Below are 15480 nucleotides of genomic sequence, written 5' to 3'. Positions count from 1 at the left end.
CTATTCCACCCCGATGAGGAGCGGCGCCGAGTACCGGCCGCCCCGGTAGGTCACGGTGTCCACGGCCAGGTGGCCGTGCTGGACGTAGGCCTCCAGTCGCTCGGCGACCGCGTCCGGCACCTCGGGTCCGAGGACCAGGGTGACGAGTTCGCCGCCGGAGCCGAGCATCCGTTCCAGGACCGCCTCGGCGGTCTCGGCCAGGCCCGAGCCGATCACGGCGACGTCCCCGTCGATGAGGCCGAGCACGTCGCCGGCCTGGCAGATGCCGGCGGAGGTGAAGGACTGCCGTTCGGCGACGGCCAGTTCCCCGTACCGGGTGGCGCCGGCCGCCGCCGTCATGGCGACCACGTCCTCGTCGAAGCTGCCGTCCGGGTCGTGCACGGCGAGGGCGGCCAGCCCCTGGACCGCGGAGCGGGTGGGGATCACGGCCACCCGTACGCCTTCGGCGCGGGCCTGTTCGGCCGCCGCGGCCGCGGCGGCGCGCAGTTCGGCGCCGCCCGGCAGCAGGACCACCTCGCGGGCGTGGGCGCGGCGGATGGCGTCGAGCAGTTCGGGGGCGGCGGGGACCTCTCCGGAGCGTACGAGCACGGCGGTGGCTCCCGCCTCCCCGCACAGCCCGGCCAGTCCCTCGCCGGGGACCACGGCGACCACGGCCCGCTGGGCGCGCTCGCCCCGGCCGCGGCGCCGCTCGTCACCGAAGTGCGTGATCCGTATCCGGTAGGGCCGCCCGGCGACGACCCCGGCCTCCACGGCCGCGCCGGGGTCGTCGACGTGCACGTGGACGTTCCACAGCCCGTCGCCGCCGACCACGACCAGGGAGTCGCCGAGCCCGTCGAGCCGTTCGCGCAGTTCCCCGACCGCCGCGTCGGAGGCCTCCAGCAGGTAGATCACCTCGTACGCGGGCCCGTCCTCCTCCTGCTCGCAGGGGTCCGAGGTCTGCGGCACGGGCACCGCGCGGCCGCGCACGGGTTCGGCGGCCGGCTCCTGGCCGGACAGGGCCTGCCACAGGGCCCCGAGTACGGCGACCAGCCCGCACCCCCCGGCGTCGACCACTCCGGCCCGGCCGAGTGCGGCGAGCTGCCCGGGGGTCTCGGCCAGGGCGGCGCGGGCCCCGTCGTAGGCGGCGCGGGCCACGTCGGCGGCGGTCCCGGCGGCGGCTCCGGCGGCCTCGCCGGCCCGTGCCGCGGCGCCGGCGACGGTGAGCATGGTGCCCTCCACCGGGTGCGAGACGGCCGCGTAGGCCTCCTCCGCGGCCCGGGTGAGCGCCTGTGCCAGCAGCGCACCGGAGCTGCGCTCCGCGGGTTCGCCGCCGAGTACGTCGGCCACTCCGCGCAGCAGCTGCGCCAGGATCGTCCCGGAGTTGCCCCGGGCCCCGACGAGCGCGCCGTGCGCCCAGGCCCGTACGGCGTGGGCCAGGGAGGCCGGCGCTGTGCCCTCGGTCACCTTCGCGAAGGCGTCGTCCAGCGCGCGGTCGGCCGATTCGGCGGTGAGGTAGAGGTTGGTGCCGGTGTCCGCGTCGGCGACCGGGTAGACGTTGATCGCGTCGATGTCCTCGCGGGCCCGGCCCAGTGCGGCCAGGGCCAGCGAGCTCCAGGTGCGCACCGCTTGGGCGTCGAGCTCGTGGAGCTCGTCGAGGGGCTGCGGCTGCTGCTCGTGCGGCACCGGGCGTTCCTCCTTGTGCGGGCCAGGGTTCACCGCAGGGTAGCCAAGGTCTGCCCGGGCGTCCGGACCGCGGGGCGGGGGCAGCGGCTGTCATGGTAGTTTTCTTGGACGGACGCAGTCGTTGTATGCTGCTCCGGTTGCCCGACGAGAGTCGGGCCATTCCCCCGGCAAACCACTTCAGACCTCTGAATCCGGTGCGCCGGTTTCACTGTAATTGCATCTGAAGTCTTGGAGTGACCTGTGGCTGCCAACTGCGACGTTTGCGCCAAGGGGCCGAGCTTCGGCAACAACATCTCCCACTCGCACCGCCGCACCTCGCGTCGCTGGAACCCGAACATCCAGCGCGTCCGTGCCGTGGTCAATGGGACGCCGAAGCGCCTCAACGCCTGCACCTCGTGCATCAAGGCCGGCAAGGTCTCGCGCTGACGCCTCCCGTCGTAGCGCAGCCCTTTCCGGTTGCCAAAAAGGCCGGTTCACCTCTGGTGAACCGGCCTTTTGCCTTGTCCGGCGGGGCTCAGCGCCACTGCCAGGCGTGATCCACCGGGCCGATGCCCCCGCCGAGCGCGAAGCCGGCGGCGATGGCGCCCGTGACGTACTCCTTGGCGGCCGTGACGGCTTCCGGGACGGCCAGCCCCTTGGCCAGGCCCGCCGCGATCGCGCTGGCGAGGGTGCAGCCCGTGCCGTGGGTGTGCCGGTTGTCGTGGCGGGGGGCGCGCAGCCACCGCTCCTCGGTCCCGTCGGTGAGCAGGTCCACCGCCTCGTCGCCGTGCGCCGCGAGGTGTCCGCCCTTGATCAGCGCCCACCGCGGCCCGTGTCCGAGGATCGCGTCGGCGGCCCACCGCATGTCGTCCTCGGTCTCCACCACCACACCCGTGAGCTGCGCCACCTCGTCCAGGTTGGGCGTGGCCACGGTGGCCCGCGGCAGCAGCTCCTTGCGTACGGCGTCCAGCGCCGAGGCGGCGAGCAGCCGGTCCCCGTGCTTGGAGACGCCCACCGGGTCCACTACGGCCGGGGCGGGGGTGTCGGCGAGCAGCGCCGCCACCGTCTCCACCAGCACGGCGGAGGAGAGCATCCCGGTCTTCACCGCCTGGACGCCGATGTCGTCCACGACGGCCCGGTACTGGGCCGTGACGGCCTCGGCTGGCAGCTCCCAGGCTCCCCGCACCCCGAGTGAGTTCTGTGCGGTCACGGCGGTCACGACGCTCATGCCGTGCACGCCGAGGGCGAGCATCGTCTTGAGGTCGGCCTGGATGCCCGCGCCGCCGCCGGAGTCGGATCCGGCGACGGTCAGGCACAGCGGCGGGGCGACGCTCACAGCGCGCCGTCCTGGGCGGCCGGGTCGGCCCCGAAGTGGTCCCAGCCGCCGGTGCTGGTCCAGGGAGCCCCGTCCACGGTCACCTGGGGCAGCGCGGAGCGGTTCAGGACCTCGCCGATGACCTTCCAGCGGGCGGGGAGCTTCACGTCGGGCGGGAAGGTCGCCACGATCGCGTGGTCCTCTCCCCCGGTGAGCACCCACTGCAGCGGGTCCACGCCGACGGCCTGACCGATGTCGTGCATCTGGGTCGGGATGTCGACGGCCCCCGAGTGCAGGTCGATCCGCACCTTGCTGGCCTCGGCGATGTGCCCGAGGTCGGCGATCAGGCCGTCGCTGACGTCGGTCATGGCGGTGGCGCCGAGTCCGGCGGCCGCGGGGCCCGCGTGGTACGGCGGCTCGGGGCGCCGGTGCGCCTCCACGAACGCCCGCGGGGAGCGGAAGCCGCGCGAGAGGACGGCGAAGCCGGCGGCGGACCAGCCCAGCCAGCCGGTGACGGCGACGACGTCGCCGGGCTGGGCTCCGGAGCGCAGCACGGGCTCGTGGTTGCGCAGGTCGCCGAGGGCGGTGATGGCGACGGTGATGACGTCGCCGCGGACCACGTCCCCGCCGACCACGGCCGCGCCGGCGACCTGGCACTCGTCGCGGATGCCGTCCATCAGCTCGGTGGGCCAGGTGACCGGGAGTTCGGCGGGCACGACGAGGCCGAGCAGCAGCGCGGTCGGCACCGCGCCCATGGCGGCGATGTCGGCGAGGTTCTGTGCGGCGGCCTTGCGGCCGACGTCGTAGGCCGTGGACCAGTCGCGCCGGAAGTGCCGGCCTTCGAGCAGGATGTCGGTGCTGGCCACGACCCTCCGGTCGGGGGCCGACACCACCGCGGCGTCGTCGCCCGGTCCGAGCCGGACCGCCGGGGTGGTGGTGAGCCGTGAGGTGAGCTCCCTGATCAGCCCGAACTCCCCCAGCTCGCCCACAGTGCCCTTCATCGCTGTGCCCCTTCTTGCCCAGTCCGCTTGCGGTCGCGAGCCGTCACAGCTCTGGGTACCGTCAACAGATACGTCAACTTCTGCTCTCCGTACGCCCCGCTGTGCGTGGCGCCGGGCCCGCAGGTCTCCCCGCGGCGCACGGCGACGCGGTACCGTGGCGTCCCTTCTTCCCCCGGCCCTGTCGTTCGCGTGGGGCCCATCCGAAGGTTAGGGGAAATGATCCTCGTGGCCGCCCTGGAGGTTCCGTGGTACAGGCGTACATCCTTATCCAGACCGAGGTGGGCAAGGCGTCGTTCGTCGCCGAGTCCATCGGCCAGATCCCGGGGGTGATCCAGGCCGAGGACGTGACGGGCCCGTACGACGTGATCGTGCGCGCCCAGGCCGACACCGTGGACGACCTCGGCCGCATGGTCGTGGCCAAGGTCCAGCAGGTGGACGGGATCACCCGCACCTTGACCTGCCCGGTGGTCCATCTGTAGCCCCCGTCTACTCTTGGCCGGTGATGACCTCTCACCGCCGGCCCCTCCGTGTCCTGGCCCTGCCCGCCGCGCTGGCCCTGCTGGGCCTCGCGGCGTGCTCACCGGGCGATTCCGAGGCCCGGGTGGATCCGCCGCCCACGCCGCCCGCCGCCATCGGTGAGCTCTGTGCAGCACTGCACGAGGAGCTTCCGGAGACGGTGGCCGGCCTGGAGCGGACCCGGGCCGAACCGGAGTCCGCTCTGACGGCCGCGTGGGGCGGCTCGGCGATCGTACTGCGGTGCGGTGTCCCCAGGCCCCCCGAGATGCTGGATGAGAAGCAGGAGGGCGTCCACGTCAACGACGTCGCCTGGCTGCTGGACAAGCGCCCCGACGGGGGGTTCCGTTTCGTCTCCGGGATGAGGAAGGCGTACACGGAGGTCCTGGTCGACAAGGAGCATGCCACGGACGCGGGGATGCTGGTCGGGCTGTCCACGGCCATCGCCAAGACGGTGCCCGTGGGCTTCTCCTCGTACTGATCCTCCCCCGCCCCCCGGCGGGAGGACCGCTCCGACTCACAGCGACCGCCCGCCGGGCATCCCGGCGGGCGGTCGCTGCTCTGTCGCGGTCCGGTCTAGCGCAGTCCGGTGGAGCGGCTCAGGGCGGCCTGGATCAGGCGGTCCACCAGCTCCGGGTACGCGACGCCCGTCTTCTGCCACATCAGCGGGTACATGGAGATCGGCGTGAAGCCCGGCATCGTGTTGATCTCGTTGATGACGAAGGTGCCGTCCTCGGTGAGGAAGAAGTCGGCGCGCACCAGGCCCTCGCAGGACGCGGCCTCGAAGGCTTCGATCGCGAGCCGCTGCACCTCGGCGGTCTGCTCCGGGGTGAGCGGGGCGGGCACGATCCCGGAGGCGGAGTCGATGTACTTCGCCTCGAAGTCGTAGAAGTCGTGGCTGGAGACCGGCGGGATCTCGGCGGGCACGCTGGCGCGCGGCCCGTCCTCGAACTCCAGGACCCCGCACTCGATCTCGCGGCCGCGCAGCAGCGCCTCCACGATGATCTTCGGGTCGTGGCGCCGGGCCTCCTTGACCGCGGCGTCCAGGCCGGAGGCGTCGTCGACCTTGGTGATGCCGATGGAGGAGCCGGCCCGGGCGGGCTTGATGAAGAGCGGCCAGCCGTGCTCGGCGGCGAAGTCGAGGATCTTCGCCTTGGCGGCGTCCCGGTCGGCTTCCCACTCGCGCGGGCGGATGGTCACGTACGGGCCGACGCGCAGCCCGAAGGAGGTGAACACCCGCTTCATGTAGTCCTTGTCCTGGCCGACGGCCGAGGCGAGGACGCCCGAACCGACGTACGGGATGCCGGACAGCTCCAGGAGGCCCTGGAGGGTGCCGTCCTCGCCGTACGGGCCGTGCAGGACGGGGAAGACGACGTCGACCTCGCCGAGGGCCTTCGGAACGGCGCCCGGCTCGGTGTAGACGACCTGGCGGCTCGCGGGGTCGACCGAGAGCACGACGGCGCCGTCCTCGGAGTCGGCGAGCTCCTCGACGCTCGGGAGCCGGCGGTCGGCGATGGCCATCCGCTCGGGCTCGTCGGCGGTCAGCGCCCATCGGCCGTCCGTGGTGATGCCGATGGGCAGCACCTCGTACTTGGACCGGTCGATGGAGCGCAGCACGGCGCCCGCCGTGACGACCGAGATGGCGTGTTCCGAGCTGCGGCCGCCGAACACGACGGCCACGCGGGGCTTGCGGCCCTGCTGCTCAGGGGTCTGGGGGAGGTTCTCGCTGCTCATATCGCCACGAGAGTACCCGCTCATGCGTCCGGAATGGAGTCAGCGACGTTCCGGTTTGGCGCTGCGGCCCATCAGTTCCTTCAGCGCGACCAGGGTCGGCTTGCCGTGGTGGACGATGTCCACCACGGTGTCGGTGATGGGCATGTCGACCCCGTGCCGGCGGGCCAGATCGGCCACCGACTGGCAGGACTTGACGCCCTCGGCGGTCTGCTTGGTGACCGCGATGGTCTCCTCCAGGGTCATCCCGCGGCCCAGGTTGGTGCCGAAGGTGTGGTTCCGGGAGAGCGGCGAGGAGCAGGTGGCGACCAGGTCGCCGAGGCCCGCGAGGCCGGAGAAGGTGAGCGGGTCGGCGCCCATCGCCACGCCCAGCCGGGTGGCTTCGGCGAGTCCGCGGGTGATGAGCGAGCCCTTGGTGTTGTCGCCCAGGCCCATGCCGTCCGCGATGCCGACGGCGAGGCCGATGACGTTCTTGACGGCGCCGCCGAGCTCGCAGCCGGTGACGTCGGTGCTCGTGTACGGGCGGAAGTACGGGGTGTGGCAGGCGGCCTGGAGGCGCTGCGCCACGGTCTCGTCCACGCAGGCCACGACGGAGGCGGCGGGCTGGCGGGCGGCGATCTCGGCGGCCAGGTTGGGGCCGGTGACCACGGCGATGCGCTCGGCGGGGACCTTGGCCACCTCCTCGATGACCTCGCTCATCCGCTTCGCGGTGCCGAGTTCGATGCCCTTCATGAGGGAGACGAGCACCGTGTCGGGGGCCAGCAGCGGGGCCCACGCGGCGAGGTTCTCGCGCAGGGTCTGGGAGGGGATGGCGAGGACGGTGAAGTCGGCGCCGGCCGCGGCCTCGGCCGGGTCGGTGGTGGCCCGGAGGTTCGCGGGGAGTTCGACGTCGGGGAAGTAGTCCGGGTTGGTCCGGCCGGTGTTGATGGCGTCGACCACCTCCCGGCGGCGGCCCCAGAGGGTCACCTCGCACCCGGCGTCGGCGAGCACGATGGCGAAGGCCGTGCCCCAGGAGCCTGTTCCGAAGACGGTCGCCTTCACGGGACGTGTCACTTCTTGCCCTCCCCTGCGGCCTTGCGCCGCTGTTCCGCCCTGGCGTTGCGATGGTCGTACGGCTGCTCGGGTGCGGTCTCTCCCCGCACCTCCTCCAGCAGCCCGGTGATGGCGGCCATGATGACCTCGGTGACCTCCTTGAGCACGTCCGGAGTGGGCTCCCGGTCGTAGAAGGCGGAGAGGTCCACCGGCGGTCCGGCGAGCACCTGGAGGGTCTTGCGCGGGAAGAGCCGGACCTTGTTCTCCTTGGCGTACGGCGGCATCGCGAGGTTCGCGCCCCACTGGGCCACCGGAATGACGGGTGCCTTGGTGATCAGCGCGACACGGGCGGCGCCGGTCTTGCCGGCCATGGGCCACATGTCGGGGTCCCGGGTGAGGGTGCCTTCCGGGTAAAAGGCCACGCATTCGCCGCGCTCGATCGCGTCCACCGCGGCCCGGAATGCGTCCAGGGCGTTGGTGCTCTCCCGGTAGACGGGGATCTGGCCGGAGCCGTGCAGGATCGACCCGACAATGGGGACCTTGAAGAGGGCGGCCTTCGCGAGCAATCGGGGTACGCGGCCGGTGTTGTACTGGAAGTGCGCGTAGGAGAGCGGGTCCAGATACGAGTTGTGATTGACGGCGGTGATAAATCCGCCCTCGGCCGGAATGTGCTCCATTCCCCGCCAGTCCCGCTTGAAGAGCACTACCAGCGGCGGTTTTGCGATGACCGCCGCCAGGCGGTACCAGAAGCCGATTCTGCGGCGGGACACTCGGACACCTTTCCTCTGGACCGGTGGGCGGGGGTACCTCCCAGCGGTGGCTGGGGGAGCTTGGGCCCCTCGTCGGCCGGACAAGTGTCGCCCCGGGCCCGGTCTCTGTCGAGAACACCGTACGCCCCGCTCACGCCACCGGGCTCCCGGGTCGCCCGGGCGGAGGTGACAATGAGCCGACACATGACCCGGCCGTGACCCGACCATGGTCCGGGGTTGGGCCGGAGCGCACCGGAGGGAAGGGGTCCGTCACGAACGCCGTCTGGAGTCTGGTGGTCCCGCTGAAGCCTCTGGCGGTGGCCAAGAGCCGTCTCGCGGCGGCCGTGGGCGCCTCCCGCCCGGGGCTCGCGCTGGCCTTCGCCCAGGACACCGTCGCGGGTGCCCTGGCCTGTACGGCGGTCGCGGATGTGGTGGTCGTCACGGACGACGCGTCGGCCGGTGCGGAACTGTCCCGGCTGGGCGCGCGGATCGTGCCGGACGCCCCGGCGGCCGGACTCAACGCGGCGCTGGCCCACGGGGCGCGGGCGGTGCGCTCGGGGCGGCCCGGTGCCGCGGTGGCCGCCATGAACGCCGACCTGCCGGCGCTGCGGCCCCCCGAATTGCTACGCGTGCTCGAAAACGCCTCGATATTTCCACGGGCATTTCTGGCGGATGCGGCCGGAATCGGGACGACCTTGCTTTCCGCTGCGCCGGACGTGGAATTGGCCCCCTCCTTCGGCGGTCCGTCGCGGGCCAGGCATTCGGCCTCCGGGGCGGTGGAAATCGCCCTGGCGGGGGTGGACAGCGTGCGCCGGGACGTGGACACCGCGGCGGACCTGCGGACGGCGCTCACCCTCGGTGTGGGGCGTCACACGGCCCGATACAGTGCCGGTATGCAGGCGACCGCGTACACGTACGACTCCCAGACCCGCAGCGGCAGTGTGCTGCTGGACGACGGCACCCCGGTGCCCTTCGAGGCCCCGGCCTTCGACGCGGGCGGCCTGCGGCTGCTGCGGCCCGGGCAGCGGGTGCGGATCGAGACGGACGGCGAGGGCGCGGGCCTGCGGATCACCCTGGTGACGCTGCAGACCTTCTGACCCGATGCCCCTCTGACCTGCGACTGAACGCACAACGCACCGCGGGCCGGCTTCCCCAGCAGGGGGAAGCCGGCCCGTCGTGTGTGACCCGTGTCCCTACTTCTTGCGGGCCGTGGTCTTCTTCGCGGTGGCCTTGCGCGTCGCCGTCTTCTTGGCGGGCGCCTTCGTCGCGGCGGTGACCTTCTTGGCCGCCGGGGCGGTCTTCTTCGCGGCGGCGGTGGTCTTCTTCGCCGTGGCCGTGGCCTTCTTGGCGGTGGCCGTCGCCTTCTTGGCGGTGGCCGTGGCCTTCTTCGCCGTGGCCGTGCTCTTCACCGCCGCCTTCTTGGCGGTCGCGGTGGTCTTCTTGGCGACGACCTTCTTTGCGACCGCGGTCTTCGCCGCGGCCTTCTTGGCCGTGGTGGCCTTCTTCGCGGCGGCCTTCTTGACCGTCGCGGAGGCGCCACCGGTGAGGCTGCCCTTGGGCGCCTTCTTCACCGACACCTCGCCGCCCTTGGGCAGCTTCTTGGTGCCGCTGACCAGGTCCTTGAAGCCCTGGCCGGCGCGGAATCGGGGCACCGAGGTCTTCTTGACCCGGACGCGCTCTCCCGTCTGCGGGTTGCGGGCGTAACGGGCCGGACGGTCGACCTTCTCGAACGAGCCGAAGCCCGTGACCGAGACCCGGTCGCCCGCGACGGTAGCGCGGACGATGGCGTCCAGTACCGCGTCGACAGCATCCGCGGCCTGCTGGCGGCCGCCCAGCTTGTCGGCAATCGCTTCTACGAGCTGCGCCTTGTTCACGTCTTCCCCTTCGGAGACTTCGCCAGAACGAATGTGTTCAAGCTTATTTCGCACGTTAGGCGGATATATACCGCAAATCAAACACGAAACGGGCTAATCACCCTAGTGCCGCAACGCTGGAGGCCGTTACGGAGTTCCTTCGCATCAGTCGCCTTCAGGGAATCGACCCTCGTCGAGGTCCTTCATCAACCTGTCCAGGCGCCTTGCCGCATCGGCGAGATCGTGCTTCGCCGCGGCCGTGACGACCAACAGCTTCCGGGACAGCGCCATCCTTACGCCCTCCGGGACTTGCAGTGAGCGCACCCGTGTGTGTGCTTCTTTCAGCCGGTCCGCGACGAGTTCGTAGAGCTCGAGTTGACTGTCGCGTTCCATGCACAGATTGTGCCATCTGGGGCGAGTTGTCGCCTCACGGGGCCTCAACAAACGGCTGTGCCCCCCGCCGGAAGGCGGGGGGCACAGTGTTGTCGATGTGATCACCCGGGGGTGAATAAGCGCTGATCAGGCAGGAATCAGGCCTGAATCGTGCGCGGCTTGAAGGCCGGGCGGGCGCTTTCGTACGAAGCAATGTCCGCTTCGTTCTGAAGGGTGAGCGAGATGTCGTCCAGGCCCTCCAGCAGACGCCAGCGGGCGTTGTCGTCGAGTTCGAACTCCGCGACGACGCCTTCCGCTCGCACCTGGCGGTCGACCAGGTCGACCGTGATCTCGGCGGTGGGGTCGGCCTCGGTCAGCTTCCACAGCTGCTCGACGGTCTCCTGCGGGAGCACGACCGTCAGCAGACCGTTCTTCAGCGAGTTCCCGCGGAAGATGTCGGCGAAGCGGGAGGAGATGACCGTCTTGAAGCCGAAGTTCTGCAGGGCCCAGACGGCGTGCTCGCGCGAGGAACCGGTACCGAAGTCGGGGCCGGCGACCAGCACGGTCGCGCCGGCGCGCTCCGGGCGGTTCGTGACGAACTCCGGGTCCTTGCGCCAGGCCTCGAAGAGCCCGTCCTCGAACCCGTCACGGGTGATCTTCTTCAGCCAGTGGGCCGGGATGATCTGGTCGGTGTCGACGTTGCTGCGGCGCAGCGGGACGGCCCGGCCGGTGTGGGTGGTGAAGGCTTCCATGGTTCAGACTCCGGCGGTCGCGTCGGCGGCGGACAGGTCGGCGGGCGAGGCCAGATGGCCCAGCACCGCGGTGGCGGCGGCCACCTGCGGGGAGACCAGGTGGGTGCGCCCGCCCTTGCCCTGCCGGCCCTCGAAGTTGCGGTTGGAGGTGGACGCGGAGCGTTCACCGGGCGCCAGTTGGTCGGGGTTCATGCCCAGGCACATCGAACAGCCCGCGTGCCGCCATTCGGCGCCGGCCTCCTTGAAGACCTTGTCCAGGCCCTCTTCCACGGCCTGCAGGGCGACGCGGACCGAGCCCGGGACGACCAGCATCCGTACGCCGTCGGCGACTTTGCGGCCCTCGATGATCCCGGCCACGGCGCGCAGGTCCTCGATGCGGCCGTTGGTGCAGGAACCTACGAAGACGGTGTCGACCTTGATGTCGCGCAGCGGCTGCCCGGCGGTCAACCCCATGTACTCCAGGGCCTTTTCGGCGGCCAGGCGCTCCGAAGCGTCCTCGTACGAAGCCGGGTCGGGGACGTTGGCCGACAGCGGCGCGCCCTGGCCCGGGTTGGTGCCCCAGGTGACGAACGGCGCCAGCGTGGTGCCGTCGATGACGACCTCGGCGTCGAAGACCGCGTCGTCGTCGGTGCGCAGGGTCTTCCAGTACGCGACCGCCGCGTCCCAGTCCTCGCCCTCGGGGGCGTGGTCGCGCCCCTGCAGGTAGTCGAAGGTGGTCTGGTCGGGGGCGATCATGCCCGCGCGGGCGCCGGCCTCGATCGACATGTTGCAGATGGTCATGCGGGCTTCCATCGAGAGCTGCTCGATGGCCTCGCCGCGGTACTCCAGGATGTAGCCCTGGCCGCCGCCGGTGCCGATCTTGGCGATGATCGCCAGGATCAGGTCCTTCGCGGTGACACCCTCGGCCAGCGCGCCGGTGACGGTGATCGCCATCGTCTTCGGGCGGGCCAGCGGCAGCGTCTGCGTCGCCAGCACGTGCTCGACCTGGCTCGTGCCGATGCCGAAGGCCAGCGCGCCGAAGGCGCCGTGCGTGGAGGTGTGCGAGTCACCGCAGACGACGGTGGTGCCGGGCTGGGTCAGGCCCAGCTGCGGTCCCACGACGTGGACGACGCCCTGCTCGACGTCGCCCAGCGAGTGCAGGCGGACGCCGAACTCGGCGCAGTTCGCCCGCAGCGTCTCCAGCTGGGCCCGGGAGACCGGGTCCGCGATCGGCTTGTCGATGTCGAGGGTGGGGGTGTTGTGGTCCTCGGTCGCGATGGTGAGGTCGAGGCGTCGGACCTTGCGGCCGGCCTGACGCAGGCCTTCGAAGGCCTGCGGGCTGGTCACCTCGTGCAGCAGGTGCAGATCAATGAAGAGGAGGTCGGGCTCGCCTTCGGCGCGCCGGACGACATGGTCGTCCCAGACCTTCTCCGCGAGTGTCCTACCCATCGCTTTCCCTCCGGCCGGCCGGTTGTGCCGGCGCTTCATAGAGATCTTGTGCGCCGTGTCGTCCGTACCCCACGTCCTGGACGACGGCTCGGACCCAGTGGTTCGTGGACCCGCACATACAGACTCGCTGGTTCTTGGAAAAATTGAACTTGCGTTTCACAGTGTGAGACGCGAATATCGTTTCATGGACAACTCTAGCGGCGTCGGCGTTCTCGACAAGGCAGCTCTGGTACTGAGCGCACTGGAGTCCGGTCCGGCCACCCTCGCCGGGCTGGTCGCGGCGACAGGGCTCGCACGACCCACGGCACATCGCCTTGCCGTGGCACTGGAACACCACCGGATGGTGGCGAGGGACATGCAGGGCCGGTTCATCCTCGGTCCGCGGCTGGCGGAGCTCGCCGCCGCGGCCGGCGAGGACCGCCTGCTGGCCACGGCGGGACCGGTACTCACCCACCTCCGCGACGTGACGGGCGAGAGCGCGCAGCTCTACCGCCGTCAGGGAGACATGCGCATCTGCGTGGCGGCCGCGGAGCGGCTGTCGGGCCTTCGGGACACCGTCCCGGTGGGCTCGACGCTCCCGATGAAGGCCGGCTCGGCCGCGCAGATCCTGATGGCCTGGGAGGAGCCCGAGCGGCTCCACCGCGGGCTGCAGGGCGCGCGCTTCACGGCGACGGCGCTCTCGGGCGTACGGCGCCGCGGCTGGGCGCAGTCGATCGGCGAGCGGGAGCCCGGCGTGGCCTCCGTCTCGGCGCCGGTGCGCGGGCCGTCGAACCGCGTGGTGGCCTCCGTGTCGGTCTCCGGACCGATCGAGCGGCTGACCCGCCACCCGGGCCGGATGCACGCCCAGGCCGTCATCGACGCGGCCGCACGCCTCACGGAGGCCCTGCGCCGCTCCGGCTGAGCACCTCCCGGCCCGAAGGCCTTCCCCTTATCCGTCCCCCGGGTCCGGGGGCGCGTACGACGCCGCACACGTCCGAACACGCGCCTCCGGGCCCGCACTTACATCCGCGTACACGTCCGCCGGCTCCGGGCTCACGACCGCGTGGACACAAAGCGAAGAGGCCCTCCGCGATGAACGCGGAGGGCCTCTTCGATGCGTACCCCCGACCGGATTCGAACCGGCGCTACCGCCTTGAGAGGGCGGCGTGCTAGGCCGCTACACAACGGGGGCTAGCTGGTGCTGCTGTTACTGCGCTGGGCTACCAGGACTCGAACCTAGAATAAGGGAACCAGAAACCCTCGTGTTGCCAATTACACTATAGCCCAAAGTGGTCTAGACCAGACCAACAGTACCCCCGACCGGATTCGAACCGGCGCTACCGCCTTGAGAGGGCGGCGTGCTAGGCCGCTACACAACGGGGGCCCTAGCGATCCTGCATCAAGACGTCCGGGTGCGACCCTGGAGATCTCGCGGGAAGGATCTGTACCCCCGACCGGATTCGAACCGGCGCTACCGCCTTGAGAGGGCGGCGTGCTAGGCCGCTACACAACGGGGGCAAAGCACTGCGTTACTGCTGCACTGCGCTGGGGTACCAGGACTCGAACCTAGAATAAGGGAACCAGAAACCCTCGTGTTGCCAATTACACTATACCCCACCAAAAGTCAACCCTTTGCGGGGGCTTTTCTTTGGGTGGCGCCTCCGTCCGGCCTTTCGGCCCGCTCCGGCGGCGCAGAAAGAACATTACCGGATGCCTGACCGTGCTCCAAAACGGGTATCCCCGGCCAGCAGCTCCGGAAGCTGGTCAAGCCCTTCGATGCGGTGCGCCCCGTCGGGACCGGGCCCGCGACCGCCGTCGCGGTCGATCCAGACCGCCAGCAGTCCGGCGTCACGGGCGCCGCGCGCGTCGATCTCGGGCTGGTCCCCCACGTACGCCACCTCGGCCGGCGGCAGTCCGAGTGCCTCGCACGCGGCCAGGAAGGCCGCCGCCTCGGGCTTGCTGACCCCGAGTTCGACCGCGCAGACCAGCACCTCGAAGCGGTCGCGCAGCCCGAGGTGGCGCAGCTTGGGGTCCTGGTTGACGGTGGAGGAGTTGGAGAGCACCCCGTGCCGGTAGCCGGCCGCGAGGGCGTCCAGGACGGGGACCACGTCGGGGAAGACGGCCCAGGCGGCCTTGTAGTGCTCGATGTACCGGTCGAACCAGGCGTCGGCCTCGTCCGCGGTCATGCCGGGCTGTTCCAGGAACTCCCGCACCCGGTCCTGCCGCTGCCCCTGGAACGTTCCCTCACCCGCGGCGAAGCGCGCCCAGTGCCGGTCGGTGATCTCCCGCCACAGCGCGAGCGCCTGCGCGGGGGTCCCGTACCGGTCCGCGAGTTCCTCGGTCTCCAGCTGCCGCGCGAGCCCGGCGGCATCGGCCCCCGTGTAGTCGAAGAGGGTGTCGTCGATGTCCCACAGCACGGCGCGGATCGGCATGGGGCCGAGCCTACGCCGCGGGCACCTGCGCCGTGGGCACGATCATGAAGTCCGTCACGAAACAGGTGACCCGGCCCTCGGTGTCGCGCCCGACCCAGGTCGGGTAGCAGCCGTCGCCCCATCCGGAGGTGAAGCCCGCGAGGGTGTGACCGTCCTCTCCCTCGGCCAGGAAGACCGAAGGGCCGTCGCCGACCGCGTCCATGGCGGCCCACACCGCCCCCTCCTCGTCCCCGGTGCCGGGGAACGAGCCGTCGGCGGCGGCGTCGTGGAAGCAGCCGGTGCCCGCGTCCACGCCGTAGCCGTAGAACTCGTCCTCGCCGAGGACGGCGGGGTCCTGGCCCTCCTCGACGGCCATCTCCCAGCTCACGGTCGGCGTGTCCCGGATCACGAGGCGGGCGGCGGCGACCCGGGTGTGCGGGCGGGGCCCCTCCGGGACACCGGGGCGCACCAGCGTGGCGATCGCGGCCTCCGCCCGGTAGCGGCCCGGGTCCACCACGACGCTGAACGGCTCGGCTTCGCCCTCGCCGAGGCAGACGAAGGGGTCACAGGCGACGACGCGGCCCGTGGGCAGGGTCACGTCGCCGATGACGACCGGGACGAGGGTCCCCGTCATGCCGTCCTCGTAGGCGAAGGCGGAGCCCTGGGCGAAGTGCCAGGAGTAGTCGGGAGGGGTCATCGGCAC

The 15480-nt window shown here is 71.3% G+C and carries 16 protein-coding genes, 5 tRNA genes and 1 pseudogene; 5 read left to right on the top strand and 17 right to left on the bottom strand.

Going from position 1 to position 15480, the window contains the following annotated elements; all coding sequences use genetic code 11:
• Window positions 1-1662: a DAK2 domain-containing protein gene (locus OG472_RS30765; RefSeq protein WP_401613324.1), complete on the bottom strand. Its 1662-nt coding sequence runs from the start codon at window positions 1660-1662 to the stop codon at window positions 1-3.
• A gap of 240 nt (window positions 1663-1902) precedes the next feature.
• Here OG472_RS30765 and rpmB point away from each other — a divergent pair, with 240 nt between their 5' ends.
• Window positions 1903-2088 (top strand): 50S ribosomal protein L28, encoded by a 186-nt coding sequence (rpmB, locus tag OG472_RS30760; protein WP_007266795.1) that lies wholly within the window; start codon window positions 1903-1905, stop codon window positions 2086-2088.
• 88 nt (window positions 2089-2176) lie between these two features.
• On the opposite strand, the gene thiD is transcribed toward rpmB, so the two are convergent.
• Entirely contained in the window at window positions 2177-2977 is an 801-nt protein-coding gene (gene thiD, locus OG472_RS30755) for a bifunctional hydroxymethylpyrimidine kinase/phosphomethylpyrimidine kinase (RefSeq protein WP_405942278.1), read from the bottom strand.
• A complete protein-coding gene (locus tag OG472_RS30750) occupies window positions 2974-3957 on the bottom strand; it encodes a thiamine-phosphate kinase (protein ID WP_401613328.1) in 984 nt (327 codons plus the stop codon). The genes thiD and OG472_RS30750 overlap by 4 nt, the downstream gene beginning before the upstream one ends.
• Before the next feature lie 245 nt (window positions 3958-4202).
• On the opposite strand from OG472_RS30750, the gene OG472_RS30745 reads away from it, so the two are divergent.
• Entirely contained in the window at window positions 4203-4436 is a 234-nt protein-coding gene (locus OG472_RS30745) for an Lrp/AsnC ligand binding domain-containing protein (protein ID WP_351287705.1), read from the top strand.
• Window positions 4437-4459: 23 nt separating this feature from the next.
• Window positions 4460-4951 carry a DUF3515 domain-containing protein gene (locus OG472_RS30740; RefSeq protein ID WP_401613330.1) on the top strand — a complete coding sequence of 164 codons (492 nt, stop codon included), beginning with the start codon at window positions 4460-4462 and terminating at the stop codon, window positions 4949-4951.
• A gap of 95 nt (window positions 4952-5046) precedes the next feature.
• On the opposite strand, the gene OG472_RS30735 is transcribed toward OG472_RS30740, so the two are convergent.
• The 3 genes from OG472_RS30735 to OG472_RS30725 are packed head-to-tail and all read right to left on the bottom strand — an operon-like array spanning window position 5047 to window position 8003.
• Complete coding sequence (locus tag OG472_RS30735; protein WP_351593031.1) at window positions 5047-6204, bottom strand: D-alanine--D-alanine ligase family protein; 1158 nt, start codon at window positions 6202-6204, stop codon at window positions 5047-5049.
• A 39-nt stretch (window positions 6205-6243) separates the two neighbouring features.
• Window positions 6244-7254 (bottom strand): NAD(P)H-dependent glycerol-3-phosphate dehydrogenase, encoded by a 1011-nt coding sequence (locus tag OG472_RS30730; RefSeq protein WP_401613333.1) that lies wholly within the window; start codon window positions 7252-7254, stop codon window positions 6244-6246.
• Window positions 7251-8003 (bottom strand): lysophospholipid acyltransferase family protein, encoded by a 753-nt coding sequence (locus tag OG472_RS30725; protein WP_383563552.1) that lies wholly within the window; start codon window positions 8001-8003, stop codon window positions 7251-7253. Before OG472_RS30725 ends, OG472_RS30730 begins: the two co-directional genes overlap by 4 nt.
• A 269-nt stretch (window positions 8004-8272) precedes the next feature.
• On the opposite strand from OG472_RS30725, the pseudogene cofC reads away from it, so the two are divergent.
• Window positions 8273-8878: pseudogene (cofC, locus tag OG472_RS30720) on the top strand (2-phospho-L-lactate guanylyltransferase); the annotation flags it as partial.
• A 297-nt stretch (window positions 8879-9175) separates the two neighbouring features.
• Here the strand turns inward: cofC and OG472_RS30715 are convergent.
• The 4 genes from OG472_RS30715 to leuC all read right to left on the bottom strand — a co-directional run bounded on the left by OG472_RS30715 (window position 9176) and on the right by leuC (window position 12387).
• Window positions 9176-9856, bottom strand: a complete 681-nt coding sequence (locus OG472_RS30715; protein WP_383563549.1) for an HU family DNA-binding protein — start codon at window positions 9854-9856, stop codon at window positions 9176-9178.
• A gap of 144 nt (window positions 9857-10000) precedes the next feature.
• Complete coding sequence (locus tag OG472_RS30710) at window positions 10001-10228, bottom strand: hypothetical protein (RefSeq protein ID WP_030009267.1); 228 nt, start codon at window positions 10226-10228, stop codon at window positions 10001-10003.
• A gap of 137 nt (window positions 10229-10365) precedes the next feature.
• On the bottom strand, window positions 10366-10959 hold the full coding sequence (gene leuD / locus OG472_RS30705; RefSeq protein WP_319722185.1) for a 3-isopropylmalate dehydratase small subunit: 594 nt from the start codon (window positions 10957-10959) through the stop codon (window positions 10366-10368).
• A gap of 3 nt (window positions 10960-10962) precedes the next feature.
• Window positions 10963-12387 carry a 3-isopropylmalate dehydratase large subunit gene (gene leuC, locus OG472_RS30700; RefSeq protein ID WP_401613336.1) on the bottom strand — a complete coding sequence of 475 codons (1425 nt, stop codon included), beginning with the start codon at window positions 12385-12387 and terminating at the stop codon, window positions 10963-10965.
• Between the two features lie 184 nt (window positions 12388-12571).
• Here leuC and ndgR point away from each other — a divergent pair, with 184 nt between their 5' ends.
• Window positions 12572-13288: an IclR family transcriptional regulator NdgR gene (ndgR, locus tag OG472_RS30695; protein WP_007266782.1), complete on the top strand. Its 717-nt coding sequence runs from the start codon at window positions 12572-12574 to the stop codon at window positions 13286-13288.
• Between the two features lie 197 nt (window positions 13289-13485).
• Here the strand turns inward: ndgR and OG472_RS30690 are convergent.
• The 7 genes from OG472_RS30690 to OG472_RS30660 all read right to left on the bottom strand — a co-directional run bounded on the left by OG472_RS30690 (window position 13486) and on the right by OG472_RS30660 (window position 15474).
• A tRNA-Glu gene (locus OG472_RS30690) sits at window positions 13486-13558 on the bottom strand.
• A 23-nt stretch (window positions 13559-13581) separates the two neighbouring features.
• Window positions 13582-13653 (bottom strand) — tRNA-Gln (locus tag OG472_RS30685).
• A gap of 24 nt (window positions 13654-13677) precedes the next feature.
• Window positions 13678-13750, bottom strand: a tRNA-Glu gene (locus OG472_RS30680).
• Window positions 13751-13811: 61 nt separating this feature from the next.
• Window positions 13812-13884: transfer RNA gene (locus tag OG472_RS30675), tRNA-Glu, on the bottom strand.
• Window positions 13885-13911: 27 nt separating this feature from the next.
• A tRNA-Gln gene (locus tag OG472_RS30670) sits at window positions 13912-13983 on the bottom strand.
• Window positions 13984-14069: 86 nt separating this feature from the next.
• Window positions 14070-14798, bottom strand: a complete 729-nt coding sequence (locus OG472_RS30665; RefSeq protein WP_405942277.1) for an HAD family hydrolase — start codon at window positions 14796-14798, stop codon at window positions 14070-14072.
• Between the two features lie 10 nt (window positions 14799-14808).
• Window positions 14809-15474, bottom strand: coding sequence for a DUF4241 domain-containing protein (locus tag OG472_RS30660; RefSeq protein ID WP_401613370.1), 666 nt, complete (start codon window positions 15472-15474; stop codon window positions 14809-14811).
• Between the last annotated feature and the right edge of the window lie 6 nt (window positions 15475-15480).

It is taken from the genome of Streptomyces sp. NBC_00207 (assembly GCF_045160965.1).
Taxonomy (GTDB): Bacteria; Actinomycetota; Actinomycetes; order Streptomycetales; family Streptomycetaceae; genus Streptomyces.
This window is presented reverse-complemented; position numbering and strand designations above follow the sequence as displayed.

What these genes read in the sequence shown, in the direction of transcription:
- OG472_RS30660 (WP_401613370.1), bottom strand. Translation starts at nt 15,474, where the DNA reads ATGACCCCTCCCGACTACTCCTGGCACTTCGCCCAGGGCTCCGCCTTC.
- OG472_RS30665 (WP_405942277.1), bottom strand. Translation starts at nt 14,798, where the DNA reads ATGCCGATCCGCGCCGTGCTGTGGGACATCGACGACACCCTCTTCGAC.
- OG472_RS30750 (WP_401613328.1), bottom strand. Translation starts at nt 3,957, where the DNA reads ATGAAGGGCACTGTGGGCGAGCTGGGGGAGTTCGGGCTGATCAGGGAG.
- ndgR (WP_007266782.1), top strand. Translation starts at nt 12,572, where the DNA reads ATGGACAACTCTAGCGGCGTCGGCGTTCTCGACAAGGCAGCTCTGGTA.
- leuC (WP_401613336.1), bottom strand. Translation starts at nt 12,387, where the DNA reads ATGGGTAGGACACTCGCGGAGAAGGTCTGGGACGACCATGTCGTCCGG.
- OG472_RS30735 (WP_351593031.1), bottom strand. Translation starts at nt 6,204, where the DNA reads ATGAGCAGCGAGAACCTCCCCCAGACCCCTGAGCAGCAGGGCCGCAAG.
- OG472_RS30710 (WP_030009267.1), bottom strand. Translation starts at nt 10,228, where the DNA reads ATGGAACGCGACAGTCAACTCGAGCTCTACGAACTCGTCGCGGACCGG.
- OG472_RS30740 (WP_401613330.1), top strand. Translation starts at nt 4,460, where the DNA reads ATGACCTCTCACCGCCGGCCCCTCCGTGTCCTGGCCCTGCCCGCCGCG.
- leuD (WP_319722185.1), bottom strand. Translation starts at nt 10,959, where the DNA reads ATGGAAGCCTTCACCACCCACACCGGCCGGGCCGTCCCGCTGCGCCGC.